The following is a 19,869-nucleotide window of genomic DNA, read 5'->3' on the forward strand; positions in this document are numbered from 1 at the left end:
GATCAGATCACCTTCCTGTTCACCGCCAACCCCGGCCAGCCGCCCCGGCCGCTGGGCAAGGTGGCCTCCGGTGGCGAGCTGGCCCGCCTCAGCCTGGCGCTGGAAGTGGTGCTGGCCGATGTCACCGGCATCCCCACGCTCATCTTCGACGAAGTGGACACCGGCATCGGCGGCGGCGTGGCCGAACAGGTGGGCCAGCTCATGCGCCGGCTGGGTGGCAAGCGGCAGGTGATGGCCGTCACCCATCAGCCACAGGTGGCCGCCTGCGCCCACCACCACCTCAAGGTGGAAAAGACCCAACGGGCAGACAGCACCGCAACCCATGTAAAGGTGCTGGAACCCTCCGAGCGCATCGAAGAGCTGGCACGCATGCTGGGTGGCCAGCGGCTCACCGACACCACCCGCCGTCATGCCGAAGAAATGCTCCAGCTCAGTCAGACCTCATGAGCGTGCAGAACCCCGATTGCTTCCAGTGCCGCCACTTCTATGTCACCTGGGACGCCACCGCCCCGCGTGGCTGCCGCTACTTCGGCTTCAAGACCCCGCTGCTGCCGGCACAGGTGGTACGCTCCAGCTCCGGGCAGCCCTGTCAGGCCTTCGAACCCCGCCCTGCGCCGCAGAAATCCGCCCCGTCGCCGCGCGGCCAGCGCGGCGACCGTTAAAATCAGGGGAGACCCCGTCTGCAAGCGGCACTTCCGCATATGCGCCGGGACGGAAAACGTCCGCTGCATGACCCTCCGTCCCATCCCCCCCGACACGCTGAAAAGCCAACAGAAAACAGAAACACGCCCCCGCGGCCAACCCGGCGTCCTGCAAAAATGGGGGAGCCCCCCTTCTCCACCACGCAAATCCCGCAGAAGGCAAGAAATTCCTCAGAAACCCGACAAGACTCGGAGCGCGCCACGGCGCGTCAGCACAGCGTGCGGCAAAAATGGGGGAGACCCCATTCAAAGAAGACACCTTGATACACCAAATGGCCTCTGAACCGGATTTATCCGGCACTTTTCGCGCACGCTGCCGGCGGGGCAACGGCGAACCCGCCAGAATTGGGGGAGACCCCGTCTCAACGATTGTTTTCTGCCGCAGGCTCAACCAGCTCAGATGAGGCGCCGTGCACACGCTGCCAGTCGAAGGCGGGACCGGGGTCGGTCTTGCGCCCGGGCGCAATGTGGCTGTGTCCGACCACATCACGAATGGGATAGTGACGACGCAGCAGGGCCAGCACACGGTTGAGCTGGCGATACTGGTGCGCCGTGTAGGGAATGTGGTCAGCCCCCTCCAGCTCGATGCCGATGGAAAAGTCGTTGCAGCGACTGCGCCCGCGCCAGCTGGACACGCCCGCATGCCAGGCACGCCGGTCGAAAGGCACGAACTGCACCAGTTCGCCATCACGACGAATGAACAGGTGAGCCGACACCCGGAGATGGGCGATTTCAGCAAAATAGGGGTGTTCGGATGGGTCGAGCCGGTTGGTGAACAGCTGTTCCACATGAGGCCCGCCAAAGGCGTTCGGCGGCAGGCTGATGCCATGGATCACCACCAGCTCGATGGGCGTATCCGGCGGACGGTCGTCCTGATTTGGGCTTTCCACCCGCCGCACGCCGGTCAGCCAGTGCCCCTTGATGGACAGCGCTTTCGCCCCCACCCTATAATCGCCCCATGCAGTTGAAACCTGAAGACATCCACCCCATTGTACAGCTGGCGCTGGCCGAGGACATCGGCTCCGGTGACGTCAGCGGCGAGATCATTCCCGCCGACCGGCAGGCACGCGCCCGGGTCATCGCCCGGGAACCCGCCATCATCTGCGGGCGCCCCTGGTTTGATGCGGTGTTCGCCCAGCTTGACGACGCCGTCCGCTGCCACTGGCAGGTGCGCGAGGGTGAGCAGGTCGCGCCGGAACAGCTGATCGTGACCCTTGAAGGCCCGGCCCGTGCCCTGCTGGCCGGCGAGCGCACGGCGCTGAACTTTCTGCAGACACTCTCCGGCACCGCCACCGTCACGCATCGCTACGTGCAGGCACTGGGTGACAGCCCCACCCGCCTGCTGGACACGCGCAAGACCCTGCCCGGCCTGCGTCGGGCGCAGAAATACGCCGTGGCCTGCGGCGGCGGGCGCAACCACCGCATCGGCCTGTTCGACATGGTAATGCTCAAAGAAAACCACATCGCCGCCGTCGGTGGTATCGGTCCGGCAGTGGCACGGGCACGAAATCTGCACCCGCGGCTGAAGATCGAAGTGGAAACCGAGACCCTGCAGGAGGTGCGAGAAGCGCTGGAGGCAGGCGCGGACATCATCATGCTGGACAACTTTCCACCGGCGCTGGCGCGGGAGGCCATTGCCCTCATCGACGGGCGGGCCCAGGTGGAGCTGTCCGGCAATGTGACGCTGGAGACCCTGCCGGAACTGGCCCGACTGGGCGCGGATTTCATCTCCACCGGCGCCATTACCAAACATGTGCATGCCGTGGATCTGTCCATGAGGATCGAACATGCATAGCCCCATCGTGCAGATTGCCGCCCTGCTGGGCATCAGCCTGCTGTTCGTGGCCTTCGCCCAGCGACTGCGGCTGCCACCCATTCTCGCCTACATCTTCGTAGGCATGCTGCTGGGCCCCTACGGACTCGGCTGGGTGGCGTCCGAATCGCAGATCCGCTTCATCGCCGAGGTGGGCATCGTCTTTCTGCTGTTCTCCATCGGACTGGAATTCTCCCTGCCGCAGATGATCTCCATGCGCCGGCAGGTCTTCGGGCTGGGTGCGTTGCAGGTGGCCATCACCACGCTGGTGTTCTTCGCACTGGCCACCTGGGCACTGCATCTGGGCCACAGCGTCGCCTTCGTCATCGCCAGCGCGCTGGCGCTCTCCTCCACCGCCATCGTCATCAAACAGCTGGCCGATCAGGGCGAGCTGCACTCCCGCCACGGGAAAGCGGCGCTGGGCATCCTCATCTTTCAGGACCTGATGGCCATTCCGCTGCTGATCATCGTGCCGGCGCTGGGCCAGTCCAGCGGAGAAGATGCACTGGCCGCCACGCTCACCACCGCCCTGCTCAAGGGACTCGGCGTGGTCGCCATCCTGCTGCTGATCGGCCGCTATCTGCTGCGCCCCTTCTTCCGCGAGGTGGCCCGCAGCCGTTCGGAAGAGCTGTTCACCCTGGCGGTGCTCACCGTGGCGCTCTCTGCCGCCGCACTGGCCGAAGGCGCCGGCATCAACATGACCCTCGGCGCCTTCGTGGCCGGCATGATGCTGGGCGAGACCGAATACCGCCATCAGATCGAATCGGACATCCGCCCCTTTCGGGACGTGCTGCTGGGACTGTTCTTCATTACCGTCGGCATGTGGCTCTCGCCTCAGTTCCTGGGCGAGCATCTGGGCACCCTGCTCTCACTGGCACTGCTGATCGTGGTCATCAAGGCGCTTGTGGTGCTGGGCATCGTCTGGGTCATGGGCAAGCCGCCGGGCGTGGCCGTGCGCAGCGCCATGAGCCTTGCGCAGGTGGGCGAGTTCGGTCTGGTGCTGCTGACACTGGCCGCCGGTTTCAATCTCATCGACACCCAGCTGATGCAGATGGTCATGACCGCCGCCGTGCTCACCATGCTGCTGGCCCCCATCCTCATCAAATACAACGGTGTAGTGGCCAAGCGACTGAGCCAGCGCTACAAGACCCAGCAGCAGCAGGAAGAAGATGCGCTGCGGGAAGAGACCGCCCACATGAAGGGACACATCATCCTGTGCGGCTTCGGCCGTGTGGGCCAGATGGCGGCGCACTTTCTCAGGGAAGTGCACGAACCCTACATCGCGCTGGACATGGACATCAGCCGCGTGCATCACGCCAAGGAGGCCGGCGAGCCGGTGTTCTATGGTAACAGTGCCCGTCAGACCATTCTGCAGGCAGCAGGCATCGAACGGGCGCGGCTGGTGACCATCACTTACGGCGATGACGAGATGGCCATCAAGACCCTGCAGACGGTCCGCCACCTGCGCCCGGACATTCCGGTGCTGGTGCGCGTGCGTGACGACCGCCACTACGAGGCCTTCAAGGCCGCCGGCGCCACGGACGTCATCTCCGACACCTTCGAAGCCAGCCTGCTGCTCAGCGCCGAAGTGCTGCTCAATCTGGGTCACCCGGAAAACGAAGTGCTCGCCGCGCTGGAAGAAGCCCGTCGCAAACGTGAAGATGTACTCGATGGCTTCTACGAAGGTTCAACCGGCTATCGCCGCCTCAAGGACCAGGGTATCCGCAAGATCACCCTGGCCGTGCCGCTCAATGCCGACAGCTACGCCACCAACCGGCGCATCGAGGAGCTGGGTCTGGATGACTTCAACGTAAAGGTGCAGGCGGTCAAACGCGGCCACATCCGCGGCGAGAATCCGGACAAGGCCACCCGCCTGCGGGACGAAGACGTGGTGGTGCTGGTAGGCGAACCGGAAAATCTGGAACGGGCCGAACACTATCTCCAGAGCGGTCAGGACTGAGCTGGCGCCGGCGCACCCAAGCGCGGGCAGACGATCACGAAGGCCCAGCGGTTGTCGTCCAGCTGCTCCACATCCAGGCGGGCGCGGCACGCCTTGTGAAAATTCTGCCGGGCGATGTAGAGCCCCAGCCCCATGCCGCTCCTGCTGGTGGTCCAGAAGGGCTCGAACATGCGCGCCCGCTCCATCTCGCTCAACCGCCCTGTCAGAGCATCGGAGGTCAGCCGCAGAATCACCTTCTGCGGGGTGGTTTCGATCAGGGCGCGCACATGCCGCGTGCCCGGATGGTGCTTGAAGTTCTCCATCACATTGCGCAGGCCATGCTGAAAGGTGACGCTCTCCACATACACCTCCGCATCACCCTCCACCTCCACCGGGAGATCCAGCGCGCGCGCCTCCATCTTCACAAGATGTCCCAGCGACACCTCCTCCACTGCGCTCCAGTCATCGGCACTCTGCTTGCCCAGATGCTGCAGAATGCGGCCAGCCCGCTCCTCAAGATCCGGCAGCACCTTCTTCAGCCGTTCCAGCAACGCGTGACTGCAATCGGGCGTGTCGCAACGGCGCATCTGTCCGCTCAACAGATGCATGAACTGCGCCAGATTCTTCAGGTCATGCTTGTAGAACAGTTCATAGCGCTTGAGCTGCTGTTCGGAAAAGTGAATCTGCGCCAGACGTCCATTCACCTGGGCCGCAAGAACCTCCAACCAGAGACGCGCCAGGATGTCATAAAGTTCGGCCTGTTCGCCACGCAGGCCTCGTCGCGGACAGATTACTGCCCGCAGCACGATCTCCTGCCCTTCGATAGCGTGAGACTCGCACCGGCTCTGATCCACCCGCTGTTTTGCCTCATCGGTGAAATTGAGAGACTGCCCGAACCACTGCAGCTCCACCATCACCCGCGCTGCACCCGCCTGACGCAACAACGGCAGGCTGGCAGGAATGAATTTCAAGGGATCGCCATGATGTTCATGGACCAGGGCAAGCAGTTTCTGCACCAGTGCACCCACCTGCCGGGCACGGGCGCGTACATAGAAGGCCGCGGCCATCAGGATGATGCCTATCAGCACCATCAGGGCCGACAGCCACAGGATCCATTCTGAACTCAGAGCTTTCATGAAGAGGTGTCAGCGCGCTCCGGTCGCCGAATGCCGTATTTCTTGAGCAGGTAATAGACGTTTTCCCGGTTCATGTTGAGCGCCCGGGCCGTTTCATGGATATTGAAGCCCGTCTCCTCCAGCACCTGCCGCAAAAGCTGCTCCTCGGCCATGTTTCGCGCCGGCTTCACCCCCTGCCCCAGCGGCAGGGTCAGCGTCACCTTCTGCGTCTGCTCCTCCTGCCGCAAACGGCGCTCATTGTCCAGAAAGAGTCCGGCGCGCTCCACAGCCTGAAGCAGCGCATTCTCCTTAACCGGCTTGGACAGGTAGTCGAAGGCACCCGCCTTGACGGCCCGGTAGGCACTGCGCTCCGGATCCTGCCCGGTCAGCACGATGCACTTGAGGTCGCGGGGATGGCGCTGCAGCCATTCCAGCACCCTGAGGCCTTCCTGTATATCATGCTCATGGGGCGGCATGCCCATATCCAGGAGCAGAATGTCGAAGGCGCCCTTTTCCAGCGCCGATATGGTCGCCTCGGCATCGTCCGCCTGAGCCACACGGTAGCCTTCCATTTCAAGCGTCATGGCGAGCATCTCGCGCAGAGCGCCATCATCATCGGCCAGCAGAATGCGTCGGGTGCTCATGAATCGACAATACCCTTCTATCTCTTCAAGAGAGAAATGATACTTAACAGTAAAAAAGTTTTACTCTTTTTTTTATCAGCAGCATGCCGATAATAGCCATCGACAGGGCAGAGATGTCCATAAAACCCGACCCATCATGACAAACAAGGAGGATCGTCATGAACGCCAAACTCCATAAGCAACAGGGTTTCACCCTGGTGGAAATCGCCATCGTTCTGGTCATCATCGGCCTGCTGCTGGGCGCCGTGTTCAAGGGCCAGGAGCTGATCGGCCAGGCCAAGGTCAAGAACGCTCAGAAGCAGTTCGATGAAATTCGCGCGGCCTACTACACCTACCTGGACAAGAAAAACACCGTTGCCGGTGACGATGGTACCAACGGTGGTACGGCCAACGACGGTATCGTTGACTCCAACAACTCTTTCTGGAACAACCTGCAGACCGAAAACCTGGTCAATGGCACAGGTGGTACGGCCCCCAACAACCCCTATGGTATCGCACTGATTGTAGCAGGCAACACAGCCAACTATCTGTGCTCCAAGATGCCCGAAAAAGCAGCTGAGCAGATTGACATCAAAGCCGACGATGGCAATGCCACCACTGGCAGCTTCATCTGGACAGGTACTACTCAGCCTGCACTGGGTACAGATCCGACCACTCAGACAGCTGCCTACGCCAACCCCGCCACTGACACTCTGGGATGGCTGTGCACCAAGTTCTGATCATATATAATCGGAACGCTTTGTCAGAAACCCCGCCCCTGCGCGGGGTTTTTTCATGCCCTTTGGTTTTCGGCGAACATGGACTCTGCAATGCAAAACCGGTCATGCCAGGAAGGCTTCACCCTCATCGAACTGACCATGGCACTAGTCATTATCGGCCTTCTCATCGGTGGCGTTCTGAAGGGCTTTCAGCTGATCGAACAGGCTCGGGCCAAGCAGGTCGTGCGCACACTGGATCTGATTCAGGCCGCCGCGCTGACCTATCTGGACAAATACGGCGCCCTGCCCGGGGATGATGGCGACAGCCACAATGGCGCCATCACACCTGTCACCGGATCGCCCAATGATGGCCAGATCGACAGTGCGGACGACTTCTGGCGTCAGCTGCATGAGGCGGGCATTGTCGAAGGATCGGGGACCGCACCCATGAAGACACCTTGGGGGACACCCTATACCGCCGCCTACAATGCCGCGGGCTTGGCCAATAACGCCGTGTGTGTCCTGCTACCTGCAGAAGTAGCCCAGCAGATCGACACCCGCTATGATGATGGCAACGGTCAGAGCGGCAGTTTTCTGTTTGCAGCAAACCAGTCCGACAACACCCCGGCAACCACTGCCTCATCCATTCCCGCAACCGGTAAGGGCTGGCTGTGCACCAGCGAGATCAACAAGTCGCTGGTGGGCGGCTGAATTTCCATCCCTTCAACAAAAACGCCCCGCAATGCGGGGCGTTTCATTTCAGCTGAAAAATACTGTCAGTGGCCCCCTCGGTGCGGCGCCCAGTCCTTCAGCACATACTCCGTGCCGCAGTAAGGGCACTTGGCCCTGCCGGTCTTCTCGATAGGCAGGAACACACGTGGATGCCCTCCGAATGACTCCGCCTGGCTGATGGGACTGTGTTCATTGGGGCAGTAAAGCGGCAGATCGTCGTAGGTCACTTCAATTGTAACGGGCTTGTTGCTCATGGCTTGCTCCTGATTCATGCGTCAACCGGCGCCAGCCAGTGGCGGTATTTCTCCACCCGGCCATGCACCACATCAAAATACAGCTGCTGCAGCTTTTCGGTCACAGGGCCACGCCGCCCTTCACCGATGGGCCGGTCATCCAGTTCACGGATGGGTGTCACCTCGGCCGCCGTGCCGGTGAAGAACGCTTCATCGGCGATATAGACCTCATCACGGGTAATGCGCTTCTCCTTCACCTCATAGCCGATATCGGCTGCCAGCTGCATCACGGTGCGTCGGGTGATGCCGTCCAGACAGGAGGTCAGCTCCGGCGTGTAGATGACCCCCTCCTTGACCATGAAGAAGTTCTCCCCACTGCCCTCGGCCACATAGCCTTCCGGATCCAGCAGCAGCGCCTCGTCACAGCCGTGGCTGATGGCCTCCTGCAGCGCCAGCATGGAATTGATGTAATGGCCGTTGGCCTTGGCGCGGGTCATGGAGATGTTCACATGATGCCGGGTGAAACTGGAAGTGGCCACGCGAATGCCACGGGCCAGATTCTCCTCACCCATGTAGGCGCCCCACTCCCATGCGGCCACCATCACATGCACCCTGAGGTTGTCGGCCCGAAGGCCCATGCCTTCCGCGCCATAGAACACCATGGGACGAATATAGGCGGACTTCAGGCCGTTTTCACGCACCACGGCCTTCTGAGCATCGTTAAGAGCCGCCTTGTCCCACGGCATGGGCATGCGCATGATCCTGGCGGAGTTGAACAGGCGGTCAGTGTGCGCTTCCAGCTGGAAAATAGCGGTGCCGATTTCGCTGTCATAGGCGCGCACACCCTCGAACACGCCCATGCCGTAATGCAGGGTGTGTGTCAGCACATGCACCCTTGCCTCACGCCAGGGCACCATCTCACCATCCAGCCAGATCCAGCCGTCACGGTCCGCCATTGAAGCCATCTTCTCTCACCTGTGTGTCAAACCAAAACTTCGCTATTTTACCGCCTTTGCCCACCTGCCGGGCAAGGGACCTGCCGCACGGAATGTGGTAGAATTTTTTGAAAGATGAAAAAAGCGAACCGACTTCACTTCCCTGTGCGCCTGCACCTTGCCGGCATCCTGTTTCTGCTACTGGTTTCCGGATGTGAACAGGCCCCCTCTCACCCTGCGCTAAGCGAGCGCATGGCGGAACAGCACAACCGTTTCAACGATTTCATGCGCGGGCTGACCGAAGCCAGCAGCCAGCCGGTGCAACCACTGCCGGAAACCGTGCCGTTCGACAAACCGGCAGCACAGCTTGGCAAGGAACTCTATTTCGCCCCACAGCTTTCCGCCAACGGGACCGTCTCTTGCGCCACCTGCCACATCATCCAGCAGGGCGGAGACGACAACCGCCCGGTATCCATCGGTATTCATGGCCGCAAGGGTGAGCTCAATGCCCCGACAGTCCTCAACAGCGGCTTCAACCTGGCGCAGTTCTGGGATGGCCGCGCCGCCACCCTTGAAGAGCAGGCGCTGCACCCTCTGGTCACCCCCCACGAAATGGGCAACCAGTCAGTGCAGGTGGTGGCAGACAGGCTCAATGCAGACAGCAAGTGGCGCCAGAAGTTCATACAGACCTTTGGCGAACCTGCCAGCCCGCAGGCCATTGCCTACGCCATCGCCGAATATGAGCGCACGCTCATCACACCGGGCAGCCGCTTCGACCGCTACCTTCTGGGAGACCATGACGCCCTCACACCACAGGAGCGCCGTGGCTGGAAGCTGTTCCAGTCCTACGGCTGCATCGGCTGCCATCAAGGCATCAACCTGGGCGGCAGCATGTTCCAGAAAGCAGGCATCTACCATCCGCTAGGTGTCCGCGAAAGCCGCTGGCTGGGCCGCTACAACGTCACGCACAGGGAGGAGGACCGCCATGTGTTCAAGGTGCCCACCCTGCGCAACGTGGCCGAGACGGCCCCCTACTTCCACGACGGCAGCGTGCCGACACTGGAAAAGGCTGTCACGCTCATGATCGAAGCCCAGCTGGGCAAACAGCCAAGGGCACAGGTCGTGGCGGACATCACCGCCTTTCTGAAAACCCTGAGCGCACCACCGAAGGATCTGCTGCATGGACACTGACTCCCGCTTTCCCAAGCGAATCGATGCGTTCATGCACAGGTATGGCCTGTGGCTGATTACAGGTCTGGGCATCATTCTGACCGTGGCTTGGCTCGGCCTGCGTCCCTCCCTGCTGCAATATGCGCCCGCACTGACCGCTCACGTGAACAGCCTGAGGCAGGATCTGACCGCGCTTGAAGTGGAAAGAAGCCGCCTTGAACGGTTCAATCTGGTACGACCGGACAAGGTGCAGTGGCTTGCGCGGGACATGCGCCTTCACATCCGGCAGTTCCAAGAGAAAACTCGACAGGCCGGGCTTGTCGATGTTTCACAAACACTGCATGCGCTTCAGGCCCGCCTGCAGCACCTGCTGCATACCTTCGACGGCGCACTGCGGGAACATGCCATCGTGGTGGACAGCTACAACACCCTGCCTGTGCTGGGAGAAAGCTGTGAGCTGGATTTGCGCAAAGGCGCCTCCCCCCCTGCCACTCTTCACCCCCATGACATCTATACCGCCCTGCTGCTGCTGCCACTGCGCAGAGCCCTCACGGAACAGGAAATCCAGGCGGTAACTACTTCTGTCAACAGAGCCCGAACGATCCTGCCGTCAGACAGTCAGGCCTGCGGCCGCTTTATTGAGCACGCCCGGACATTCATTCGACATTTTGCCCGGCTGCATCAGCAGTTGAACAGACTCAATCTGGACTCGGCACGGCAGCTGATCAGCCGTCTGGATACACAGCTGCAGCACCATATCGCAGTGGCCCAGCAGCGCCAGCGCACGCTCTCGGTCACACTGGCCGGACTGGGTGGAGTCATGGCACTGCTCATCTTCATCATGATGGCCCTGCTCAAACGCACCGTGACCACCCTGCGCCAACAGAAACAGGAACTCACGCGTACCTCGCGGCTCTACCACGCCCTGAGCGACATCAACGAAATCATCGTGACGGAGAAGAATGAGCGTACTCTGCTGCAGCGGGCACTGGAGATTCTGGTCAATGACCTGCAGATACCCGGCGGGGTGGTCACCTGCTGCCCGGATGCCAACAACATCCTCACCACGGTGGCAGTCCACACCCAGTCTCAGGAAGCCCGTCAGCTGCTGGAACAGTTCAAATTCGACATCTCGCCCGGCACTGGCAATGCCACCGCCACCATGCTGCCCGCATGGGAGTCACAGGACATCCAGATCTTCCGAGATCTGAATACCCACCCCCGCTTTGCCCGATGGCACAGTCTGCTGCGTCGGTTCAGCATCCGCCATGTGATCACCCTGCCCCTTGTGGACAGCGATGGCAACAGCCGTTATCTGATTACCCTGTATATGAGCACGGACGAGTATGCCGGCACCGCCACCCTTCAACTGTTGCGCGAAGTGCGGGAAGATCTGGAACTGGCCCTGCACCGCCTGCATCTGCTCCAAAAGGAGCGTCAACAGGCCGCACTGCTACGGCTGGCCGAAGTGGCTTTCAATGCTCACGAAGGCATCGTCATTGCCAATGAAGAAGGTCGCATAGAGCGTGCCAATGATACGCTTCTCCAGTGGTGCGGACTGGACCCGGAGCACATGGCCGACCAGACACTTTCGGCACTGTTCGTGGAACAGTCCGTCATCCAGCGCGTAATGCAGGAGCTCCCCCACAGCGGCTACTGGCAGGGCGAGCTCTCTCTGCGTCATGTGGACGGCACCCCCCTTCCCACCCTGACCACCCTGACCTGGGTGCCACCGTCACAAGAGACCGACAGAACCGGCCATTTCATCGCCCACTGTCTCAACCTGAGCCGGCAGCGCCAGCTGGAGCATGAGCTGCGCAGCATCCAGCAGCGAGATCCCGTCACCGGCCTGCCCAATCACAAGGCGCTGATCGATCAGCTCAGCACCATCATGGAACAGATCATGCCGCATGGAGAATGCGGCATCATCAGCATCATCAACATCCGCGGCTTCAAGTCCATCAATACCGCCCTCGGCCACCAGGGGGGTGACACCCTGTTGCGCCAGCTGGCCGAAAGACTGCGCGAGCGCCCTGCTTTTCCCCACCTGACCGCCCGCAGCAGCAACGACGAGTTCCTGCTGGTGCCCATCCACTTCTTCAGTTCACCAGACGCGGCACGCCAGTGGTGGGAACGCAAGTATGCCGAGCTGCTCGGCACGCTGTCCGAACCTTACGACATCAATGGTCAGCCGGTGCAGGTGGAATACTATGCCAGTGCCATGCTGTTCGACCACGACCTGCCGGCAGAGCGCATCGTGGATGAGATCGAAACCGGCATCCAGCTGGCGCGCCAGCATGGCCAGGGCGTCACTCAGCTCTATTTCCACACGCCGGACCAGACCAGCGACAGCCGTCAGGGGCAGGACATCACCCTGCGACACCAGCTGGAACAGGCGCTGGAGCGGGGCGAACTGGTGCTGTTCCACCAACCCGTGCATAACACGCTTGAGCGACGCTTTACCCTCACCGAAGCCCTGATCCGCTGGCGACGCGATGGCAAGCTGGTTCCGCCCGGCGCCTTCATTCCCGTGCTGGAGCGCTACCCGCAGCTGATGACCCGCGTCGGCCGCTGGGTGCTGCGTCAGGGCATTGCCGATGCCGCCCGACTCAATCGAACACTGTCCCATCCCGTGTCGGTGTCGGTCAATCTCTCCGCCGTCCAGTTCAACGACACCGACCTGATCGCCATCCTGAAAGAGACGCTCACCCGACATAAGTTGCCGCCGGCACAGTTGACACTGGAAATCACGGAAAGCGCGCTGATGGCCGATCTCGGTCGCACCCGTGCCCTGCTGGACGCTCTGCGGGAGCTGGGCGTGCACGTGGCCATTGACGACTTCGGAACAGGCTACGCTTCTCTGCAGTATCTCCAGCTGTTCCAGCCGGACAAACTCAAGCTGGACAAGAGTTTCATCGACCCCATCGACCCGCAGGACCGCCGCACGCTGGCCATTCCGGAGGCCACGGTCGCCATGGCTCACGCCCTGGGTGCCAAGGTGGTGGCCGAAGGCGTGGAGACAGCCGAACAGGCTGCTGCCCTGAGTGCCATCGGCTGCGAACTGCTGCAGGGCTATCATTTCGCCCGCCCCATGCCGCTTGACGCGCTGCTCGACTTCCTCAAGCAGTCGGAAACGCAATAAGCGCTTGATTTTCATGACTACGGCACTAAAATGTCCCGCTCTCGGCAACCTGTGGGTTGCCTTTTTATTTTGGGACAGCGAATCATGAACGCACTGATGAACACCTACGCCCGCCTGCCGGTCGCCTTCGTGCGCGGTGAAGGGGCGCAACTGTTCGACGCCGAGGGTCGAGTCTGGCTGGACGCCCTGAGCGGCATCGCCGTCTGCAACCTCGGCCACGCCCACCCCGTGCTGCGGGAGGCCCTGTGCGACCAGGCCGGCACACTGTGGCACACCTCCAATCTCTACCGGATTCCGCTGCAGGAGCAGCTGGGCGAGCGCCTGTGCCAGCTGAGCGGCATGGAACGCGCTTTCTTCTGCAACTCCGGCGCAGAAGCCAACGAGACCGCCATCAAGCTGGCGCGTCGCTGGGGCCATCAGCGCGGCATTGATACGCCCACCATTGTGGTGATGGAAAACAGCTTCCACGGCCGCACCCTGGCCGCCCTCTCCGCCACCGGGAATCCCAAGGCGCAGGCAGGCTTCGAACCGCTGGTCGAAGGCTTCATTCGCGTGCCTTATGACAACCTGGAGGCTATCGATGCCCTGAGCAGCAACCCCAATATCGTGGCCGTGCTGGTGGAGCCGGTGCAGGGTGAAGGCGGCGTGCACATCCCCGCCCCCGACTACCTGCCCGGCCTGCGCCGCCTGTGTGATGACAACGGCTGGCTGTTGATGGTCGATGAGGTGCAGACCGGCATGGGGCGCACCGGGCGGCTGTTCGCCTTTCAGCACGCCGACATTCAGCCGGATGTCATGACGCTGGCCAAAGCGCTGGGCAATGGCATGCCCATCGGCGCCTGTCTGGCACAGGGCGAGGCGGCCGAGGTGCTGGTGCCCGGCAGTCACGGCACCACCTTCGGCGGCAACCCGCTCGCCTGCCGGGTCGGGCTGGCGGTGGTGGAAGAAATGGTCAGCCAGAACTGGCCACGCCGCGTGGCAGAAATGGGTGAGCGCCTGCTGGACGCCTTCCATGACCGTCTGGGCGGCCATCCTGCCGTGCGCGACATCCGCGGGCGGGGCCTGATGATTGGCATCGAACTGGATCGCCCCTGTGGTGAGCTGGTGGGCCGGGCGCTGGAGGAAAAGCGCCTGCTGATCAACGTCACCCGCGACACGGTGGTGCGCCTGCTGCCGCCGTTTGTCATGACCGAATCCCAACAGCAGCAGACGGTGGATGCCGTCTGTGACCTGATCGAGAGTTTTACCGCATGAGCATTCGACACTTTCTCACCCTGAAGGACTGCACACCGGAAGAGCTGCAGCAGATTCTGCAGCGGGGCATCGCCCTCAAGCAGGAGCTGAAGGAAAAGGGCCATCACGGCGATCCGCTGAAAAACCGCTCACTGGCCATGATCTTCGAGAAGGCCAGCACGCGCACGCGCCTGTCCTTCGAGATCGCCATGACCCAGCTGGGGGGACACGCCCTGTTCCTCTCCCCGCGCGACACCCAGCTGGGCCGGGGCGAACCCATTGAGGACAGTGCCCGCGTCATGTCCCGCATGGCTGACGCCATCATGATCCGCACCTTCGGCCACGACGTGGTGGAAACCTTTGCCCGCTACAGTGAGGCGCCGGTGATCAACGCGCTGACGGACGACTTCCACCCCTGTCAGCTGCTGGCGGACATGCAGACCTGGTATGAGCATCGTGGCCCCATGCAGGGCAAGACCGTCGCCTGGATCGGCGATGGCAACAACATGTGCCACAGCTACATCAACGCTGCCATGCAGTACGACTTCCAGCTGCACATCGCCTGTCCGGAAGGCTTCGAGCCCCGTGCCGATCTGCTGGAACAGGCGGGCGACCGGGTCACCCTGATGCGGGATGCGAAAGCCGCCGCCCAAGGCGCCGATCTTGTGGTCACGGATGTCTGGGCCAGCATGGGTCAGGAGGACGAGCAGGCCGCGCGCATGGAGAAGTTCATGCCCTTCCAGGTCAATGCCGAAGTCATGGCCCGGGCAAAGCCGGATGCGCTGTTCATGCACTGCCTGCCGGCCCACCGGGGCGAAGAAGTCACCGCAGAGGTAATCGACGGCCCGCAGTCGGTCGTCTGGGATGAGGCGGAAAACCGCCTGCACGCCCAGAAAGCGCTATTACTGTTTCTGCTCGGAAAATAAAATCCTCGCCCACAAAAAAGCCCCGCGGTTGCGGGGCTTTTTCTTGCCGCAAAGTGATTGCCGATCAGGCCAGACCGAGGCCCAGCTTCAGCTGACGCTCGTCGGCGTTCATCAGATATTCAATGCGCTTTTCCAGCGGCGGATGGCTGGCGAACAGCGCCATCAGCTTCTCGCCGGCGGACTCGTTGATGCCGAAGGCTGCCAGCTGCTCCGGCAGGTGAGCCGGCTCGTGGATGGTCATCAGGCGCCTGAGCGCGGCGATCATCTTGTCTCGACCGGCCAGATAGGCGCCACCGGCATCGGCGCGGAATTCGCGCTTGCGGCTGTACCACATGACGATGGTGCTGGCCAGAATGCCGAACAGAATTTCGAAGATGAAGCTGGCGATGTAGAAGCCGATGCCCGGCGCGTCATCCTCATTGCGGAAGATCACACGGTCTACAAAGTAGCCGGCAATGCGCGCGAAGAAGATGACGAAGGTGTTGACCACGCCCTGCAGCAGCGCCATGGTGATCATGTCGCCATTGGCGATGTGGGCCACCTCGTGGGCCAGCACCGCCTCCACTTCCTCCTGCGTCATGTTCTCCAGCAGGCCGGAGGAGACGGCCACCAGCGCGTTGTTGCGGTTCCAGCCGGTGGCGAAGGCGTTGGGCGCCGGGTCAGGATAGATGGCCACGTCCGGATGGCCGATGCCCGCCTTGTCGGCCAGACGGTGCACGGTCTGCACCAGCCAGGCCTCGGCCTGGGAACGGGGATGCTGCGGGTCGATCACCTGCGCGCCGGTCATCTGCAGCGCCATCCACTTGGACAGGAACAGCGACACCAGCGAGCCGGCAAAGCCGAACACGGCGGCGAATACCAGCAGGTTGCCCAGATCCAGACCATACTGACCCACATAGCCGGACACGCCCAGCAGGCTGAGCGTGATGGAGGCCACCGCGATGACCGCGATGTTGGTCAGCACGAAAAGAAAGATGCCCTTGAGACTCATGTCTGCATCACTCCCTATTTATGATTCGTGATGATTAATATAAGCGCATTTTATGGCGAATCAACCCTTTTGTGCAAAAATTGCCCGAGCCCTTCTCACCGGAGACACACCATGCTGACACGCACCCTGCTGACCCTCATCCTGCTGATAACCCTGCTCCCCGCTCTGGCCGATGACTGGGTGAAGCGGCAACAACAGCAAGCGCAACAGGGCCAGGTTGATGCCATGCTGGCGCTGGCGGTGGCGTGGCAGCACGGCCTGCACGGGCTGGCCATCAATCCCGCCGAAGCACGCGCCTGGCTGGAAAAGGCGCGTCAGGCCGGCAGCGAAACGGCAAACCTGCTGCTGTCACAGCTGGAGACGTCCGCCACCCCGCGTCAACCGGCCGCCCCGGCAGAAACCACAACGGAGGATGCGGGGCCGACGGTGGTGGAGCCTTCCCTCCAGCTGGCCACCACCATGACCTCGCTGGTGGACGTGAGCGATGACATCGACACCCGTCAGAACGTGCGCCAGCTGCTGGGACATGAGTTCGGCCTCTATCCCTACAAGGCCAACTACTTCCTCCCCTGGACGCTGGACACCCGCGTCCGCCCCGGCCGCAGCGACAAGGAGGCCAAGTTCCAGATCAGCCTGATGAAGCCGCTGCTCTACAACGCCCTCGGTCTGAAAGAGACTTGGCTGGTGGGCTACACCCAGCAGTCCCACTGGCAGATCTACAGCGCTTCCGCCCCCTTTCGCGAGACCAACTACGAGCCGGAGGCGTTCGTGGTCATGCCATTCAAATGGGGCGACTTCCCGCTGCGCGGCATCAAACTGGCCATCAACCATCAATCCAATGGCCGGGGCGGCGCCTTTTCCCGCTCATGGAACCGCCTCTATGCCAGCGGCCTGTTCCAGTGGCATGACTTGCTGTTTACCCTGCGCGCCTGGTACCGCATTCCGGAGCCCAGCCGCAGCGACGACAATCCGGACATCACTCACTATCTGGGCTATGGCGACCTGCATGTGGCCTGGCCCATCGGCCGACATCTGCTCAGCGCCACCGTGCGCAACAACCTGGACTGGAACGACAACCGCGGCGCTGTGCAGCTGGACTGGTCCTTCCCCATCAAGGCATTCCACAGCACCTTCGGCTATGTACAGCTGTTCTCCGGCTATGGCGAGAGCCTGATCGACTACAACCGGGAAATCACCAAGATCGGTGTCGGGCTGATGTGGAGCCGCTGACAGACGGGGTCTCCCCCGATTTTGCCCGCTGCCCGTCCAGCCCGCCGCCACACGCCACGCTCTGAACGGCAAAAAGCCCCGTTCTGACGGGGTCTCCCCCATTTTTACGGGGCGTCAACGCAGCACACCGGCAAAACGGTTGAAAAAAACCGTCACAGAGGCCATTTCTGCGCCATTTTTCGGCTCTTCGGCAGCCGGCCGAATGGCGAGTCGGCAAAATTGGGGGAGACCCCATCTCCACAACGAAAAAAGCGGGCCGAAGCCCGCTGCTTTTCATATCACCAACCGGCCCTGTCAGCCGTCGAGCTTCTTGCGCAGCAGCTCGTTGACCTGCTTGGGGTTGGCCTTGCCCTGAGTGGCCTTCATCACCTGTCCGACGAAGAAGCCGAACAGCTTGTCCTTGCCGCCACGGTACTGCTCCACCTGCTGCGGGTTGGCGGCGATCACCTCGTCGATGATGGCCTCGATGGCGGAGGCATCGGTGATCTGCTTGAGCCCCTTCGCCTCGATGATCTCGTCGGCGCGGCCCTCGCCGCTCCACATGGCCTCGAACACCTCCTTGGCGATCTTGCCGGAGATGGTGCTGTCCACGATGCGTGTCAGCAGCTCGCCCAGCATGACCGCGTCGATGGGCGACTCATCGAGGCGCAGGTTTTCCTTGTTGAGCGCGCCCAGCAGCTCCACCATCACCCAGTTGGCGCACAGCTTGGGCTCGCCGCCGACGGTCTGCACCACCTTTTCATAGTAGTCGGCCAGCGCACGGGAGGCGGTGAGCACGCCGGCGTCATAGGCCGGCAGGCCGTACTGCTCCATGAAGCGGGCACGCTTGGCATCCGGCAGTTCCGGCAGGGTGGCGGCCACACGCTCGATCATCTCGGGCGTGATCTCCAGCGGCAGCAGGTCCGGGTCGGGGAAGTAACGGTAGTCGTTGGCCTCCTCCTTCTCGCGCATGGAGCGGGTCTCGTCCTTCACCGAGTCATACAGGCGCGTTTCCTGCACGATGGTGCCGCCGGACTCCAGAATGTCGATGTGGCGCTCGATTTCATACTCCAGCGCCTTTTCCAGGAACTTGAAGGAGTTGATGTTCTTCAGCTCCGTGCGGGTGCCGAAGGGGGTGCCGGGCCGGTGCACGGAAACGTTGGCGTCCACACGGAAGGAGCCTTCCTGCATGTTGCCGTCGCAGATCTCCAGATACTGCACCAGCTCGTGAATCTTCTTCGCATAGGCGATGGCCTCGGCCACGGAGCGCATGTCCGGCTCGGAGACGATTTCCAGCAGCGGCGTGCCGGCGCGGTTGAGGTCAATGCCGGTCATGCCGGCGAAATCCTCGTGCAGGGACTTGCCCGCGTCCTCTTCCAGATGGGCGCGGGTCACACCGATGGTCTTGGTCTGCCCGTCCACTTCGATCTCGACACGTCCCTTGCCCACCACCGGCAGCTCATACTGGGAGATCTGATAGCCCTTGGGCAGGTCCGGGTAGAAATAGTGCTTGCGGGCGAACACGCTGCGCGGGGCGATCTCGGCGTCAATGGCCAGCCCGAACTTGATGGCCATGTTGACCGCCTCGGCATTGAGCACCGGCAGCACCCCCGGCAGGGCGATGTCCACCGCGCACGCCTGCGTGTTGGGCAGCGCGCCGAAAGCGGTGGAGGCGCCGGAGAAGATTTTCGATCTGGTGGCCAGCTGTGCGTGAATTTCCAGGCCGATGACAACTTCCCAACTCATATTCCGTTCTCCTTACTTGGCCAGTTCCGGGGTCTGGCGATGCCAGTCGGTCACCTGCTGGAAGCGGTGCGCCACATTGAGCAGCTTCGCCTCGCTGAAATAGGGGCCGACCAGCTGCAGCCCCACCGGACGGCCGTTGTGCAGGCCGGCAGGCACGCTCATGCCCGGCAGGCCGGCCAGATTGACCGGAATGGTGTAGAGATCGGCCAGATACATGCTGACCGGGTCGTCACTCTTCTCACCCAGATTCCACGCCACCGTGGGCGCCACGGGGCCCGCGATCACATCACACTGCTCGAAGGCCTTGAGGAAATCATCCCGCACCAGCCGGCGCAGCTTCTGGGCCTTGAGGTAATAGGCGTCGTAGTAGCCGGCGGACAGGGCGTAGGCGCCCACCATGATGCGGCGCTTGACCTCTTCGCCGAAACCTTCCGCGCGGCTGCGGCGGTACATATCCTTGAGATCCTTCGGGTCCTCGCAGCGGTGACCGTAGCGCACCCCGTCATAGCGCGCCAGGTTGGAGGAGGCCTCCGCCGGCGCCAGCACGTAGTAGGCGGGCACCGCCAGCTCGGTGTTGGGCAGGCTCACCTCGACGATCTCGGCGCCCAGCTTCTCCAGCTCCGCCACGGCCGCCTGCACGGC

At 62.2% G+C, this 19,869-nt stretch carries 18 protein-coding genes and 1 pseudogene; 11 read left to right on the forward strand and 8 right to left on the reverse strand.

Translation table 11 applies throughout. From position 1 onward, the window contains the following. Together F8K16_RS03945 and F8K16_RS03950 are read left to right on the forward strand one after the other, a co-directional pair. Positions 1 to 447: pseudogene (locus F8K16_RS03945) on the forward strand (DNA repair protein RecN); the annotation flags it as partial. Then, entirely contained in the window at positions 444 to 662 is a 219-nt protein-coding gene (locus F8K16_RS03950; RefSeq protein ID WP_294947210.1) for a uracil-DNA glycosylase, read from the forward strand. The pseudogene F8K16_RS03945 and the gene F8K16_RS03950, both read left to right, overlap by 4 nt. Positions 663 to 1,063: 401 nt before the next feature. Here the strand turns inward: F8K16_RS03950 and ampD are convergent, their stop codons facing one another. Next, a complete protein-coding gene (ampD, locus tag F8K16_RS03955) occupies positions 1,064 to 1,645 on the reverse strand; it encodes a 1,6-anhydro-N-acetylmuramyl-L-alanine amidase AmpD (RefSeq protein ID WP_294947213.1) in 582 nt (193 codons plus the stop codon). Positions 1,646 to 1,659: 14 nt separating this feature from the next. On the opposite strand from ampD, the gene nadC reads away from it, so the two are divergent. Further along, positions 1,660 to 2,496 carry a carboxylating nicotinate-nucleotide diphosphorylase gene (gene nadC, locus F8K16_RS03960; protein ID WP_294947216.1) on the forward strand — a complete coding sequence of 279 codons (837 nt, stop codon included), beginning with the start codon at positions 1,660 to 1,662 and terminating at the stop codon, positions 2,494 to 2,496. Further along, positions 2,489 to 4,474: a monovalent cation:proton antiporter family protein gene (locus F8K16_RS03965; RefSeq protein WP_294947217.1), complete on the forward strand. Its 1,986-nt coding sequence runs from the start codon at positions 2,489 to 2,491 to the stop codon at positions 4,472 to 4,474. Before nadC ends, F8K16_RS03965 begins: the two co-directional genes overlap by 8 nt. Here the strand turns inward: F8K16_RS03965 and F8K16_RS03970 are convergent. Both F8K16_RS03970 and F8K16_RS03975 read right to left on the reverse strand, forming a co-directional pair. Beyond that, entirely contained in the window at positions 4,465 to 5,589 is a 1,125-nt protein-coding gene (locus tag F8K16_RS03970; RefSeq protein WP_294947220.1) for an ATP-binding protein, read from the reverse strand. The two genes, F8K16_RS03965 and F8K16_RS03970, sit on opposite strands and share 10 nt — an antisense overlap. After that, positions 5,586 to 6,212, reverse strand: a complete 627-nt coding sequence (locus F8K16_RS03975) for a response regulator (RefSeq protein WP_294947223.1) — start codon at positions 6,210 to 6,212, stop codon at positions 5,586 to 5,588. The genes F8K16_RS03970 and F8K16_RS03975 overlap by 4 nt, the downstream gene beginning before the upstream one ends. Positions 6,213 to 6,370: 158 nt before the next feature. On the opposite strand from F8K16_RS03975, the gene F8K16_RS03980 reads away from it, so the two are divergent. Both F8K16_RS03980 and F8K16_RS03985 read left to right on the forward strand, forming a co-directional pair. Next, a complete protein-coding gene (locus F8K16_RS03980; RefSeq protein ID WP_294947226.1) occupies positions 6,371 to 6,931 on the forward strand; it encodes a type II secretion system protein in 561 nt (186 codons plus the stop codon). 90 nt (positions 6,932 to 7,021) lie between these two features. Beyond that, positions 7,022 to 7,621 (forward strand): type II secretion system protein, encoded by a 600-nt coding sequence (locus F8K16_RS03985; RefSeq protein WP_294947229.1) that lies wholly within the window; start codon positions 7,022 to 7,024, stop codon positions 7,619 to 7,621. A 65-nt stretch (positions 7,622 to 7,686) separates the two neighbouring features. Here the strand turns inward: F8K16_RS03985 and F8K16_RS03990 are convergent, their stop codons facing one another. Together F8K16_RS03990 and F8K16_RS03995 are read right to left on the reverse strand one after the other, a co-directional pair. Then, positions 7,687 to 7,914 carry a zinc-finger domain-containing protein gene (locus F8K16_RS03990; RefSeq protein WP_294947231.1) on the reverse strand — a complete coding sequence of 76 codons (228 nt, stop codon included), beginning with the start codon at positions 7,912 to 7,914 and terminating at the stop codon, positions 7,687 to 7,689. Next, positions 7,911 to 8,840 (reverse strand): branched-chain amino acid transaminase, encoded by a 930-nt coding sequence (locus tag F8K16_RS03995; RefSeq protein WP_294947234.1) that lies wholly within the window; start codon positions 8,838 to 8,840, stop codon positions 7,911 to 7,913. The genes F8K16_RS03990 and F8K16_RS03995 overlap by 4 nt, the downstream gene beginning before the upstream one ends. 222 nt (positions 8,841 to 9,062) lie before the next feature. Here F8K16_RS03995 and F8K16_RS04000 point away from each other — a divergent pair, with 222 nt between their 5' ends. The 4 genes from F8K16_RS04000 (at position 9,063) to argF (ending at position 15,281) form a co-directional block, all read left to right on the forward strand. Beyond that, positions 9,063 to 10,001 carry a cytochrome-c peroxidase gene (locus F8K16_RS04000; protein ID WP_294947237.1) on the forward strand — a complete coding sequence of 313 codons (939 nt, stop codon included), beginning with the start codon at positions 9,063 to 9,065 and terminating at the stop codon, positions 9,999 to 10,001. Further along, positions 9,991 to 13,122, forward strand: coding sequence for an EAL domain-containing protein (locus F8K16_RS04005; protein ID WP_294947239.1), 3,132 nt, complete (start codon positions 9,991 to 9,993; stop codon positions 13,120 to 13,122). Before F8K16_RS04000 ends, F8K16_RS04005 begins: the two co-directional genes overlap by 11 nt. A gap of 84 nt (positions 13,123 to 13,206) precedes the next feature. Further along, a complete protein-coding gene (locus F8K16_RS04010; RefSeq protein ID WP_294947240.1) occupies positions 13,207 to 14,376 on the forward strand; it encodes an aspartate aminotransferase family protein in 1,170 nt (389 codons plus the stop codon). Beyond that, positions 14,373 to 15,281 (forward strand): ornithine carbamoyltransferase, encoded by a 909-nt coding sequence (gene argF / locus F8K16_RS04015; RefSeq protein ID WP_294947243.1) that lies wholly within the window; start codon positions 14,373 to 14,375, stop codon positions 15,279 to 15,281. Before F8K16_RS04010 ends, argF begins: the two co-directional genes overlap by 4 nt. 64 nt (positions 15,282 to 15,345) lie before the next feature. On the opposite strand, the gene htpX is transcribed toward argF, so the two are convergent. Then, entirely contained in the window at positions 15,346 to 16,272 is a 927-nt protein-coding gene (gene htpX / locus F8K16_RS04020) for a protease HtpX (protein ID WP_294947246.1), read from the reverse strand. Between the two features lie 111 nt (positions 16,273 to 16,383). On the opposite strand from htpX, the gene F8K16_RS04025 reads away from it, so the two are divergent. After that, positions 16,384 to 17,502: a phospholipase A gene (locus F8K16_RS04025; protein WP_294947249.1), complete on the forward strand. Its 1,119-nt coding sequence runs from the start codon at positions 16,384 to 16,386 to the stop codon at positions 17,500 to 17,502. A gap of 294 nt (positions 17,503 to 17,796) precedes the next feature. Here F8K16_RS04025 and gatB read toward each other — a convergent pair whose 3' ends face one another. Together gatB and F8K16_RS04035 are read right to left on the reverse strand one after the other, a co-directional pair. Next, entirely contained in the window at positions 17,797 to 19,227 is a 1,431-nt protein-coding gene (gene gatB, locus F8K16_RS04030; RefSeq protein ID WP_294947252.1) for an Asp-tRNA(Asn)/Glu-tRNA(Gln) amidotransferase subunit GatB, read from the reverse strand. A 12-nt stretch (positions 19,228 to 19,239) separates the two neighbouring features. Next, on the reverse strand, positions 19,240 to 19,869 hold a 630-nt coding region (locus tag F8K16_RS04035; protein ID WP_294947254.1), incomplete at its 5' end, for an amidase family protein.

It is taken from the genome of Sulfurivirga sp. (assembly GCF_015490265.1).
Lineage (GTDB): Bacteria > Pseudomonadota > Gammaproteobacteria > Thiomicrospirales > Thiomicrospiraceae > Sulfurivirga.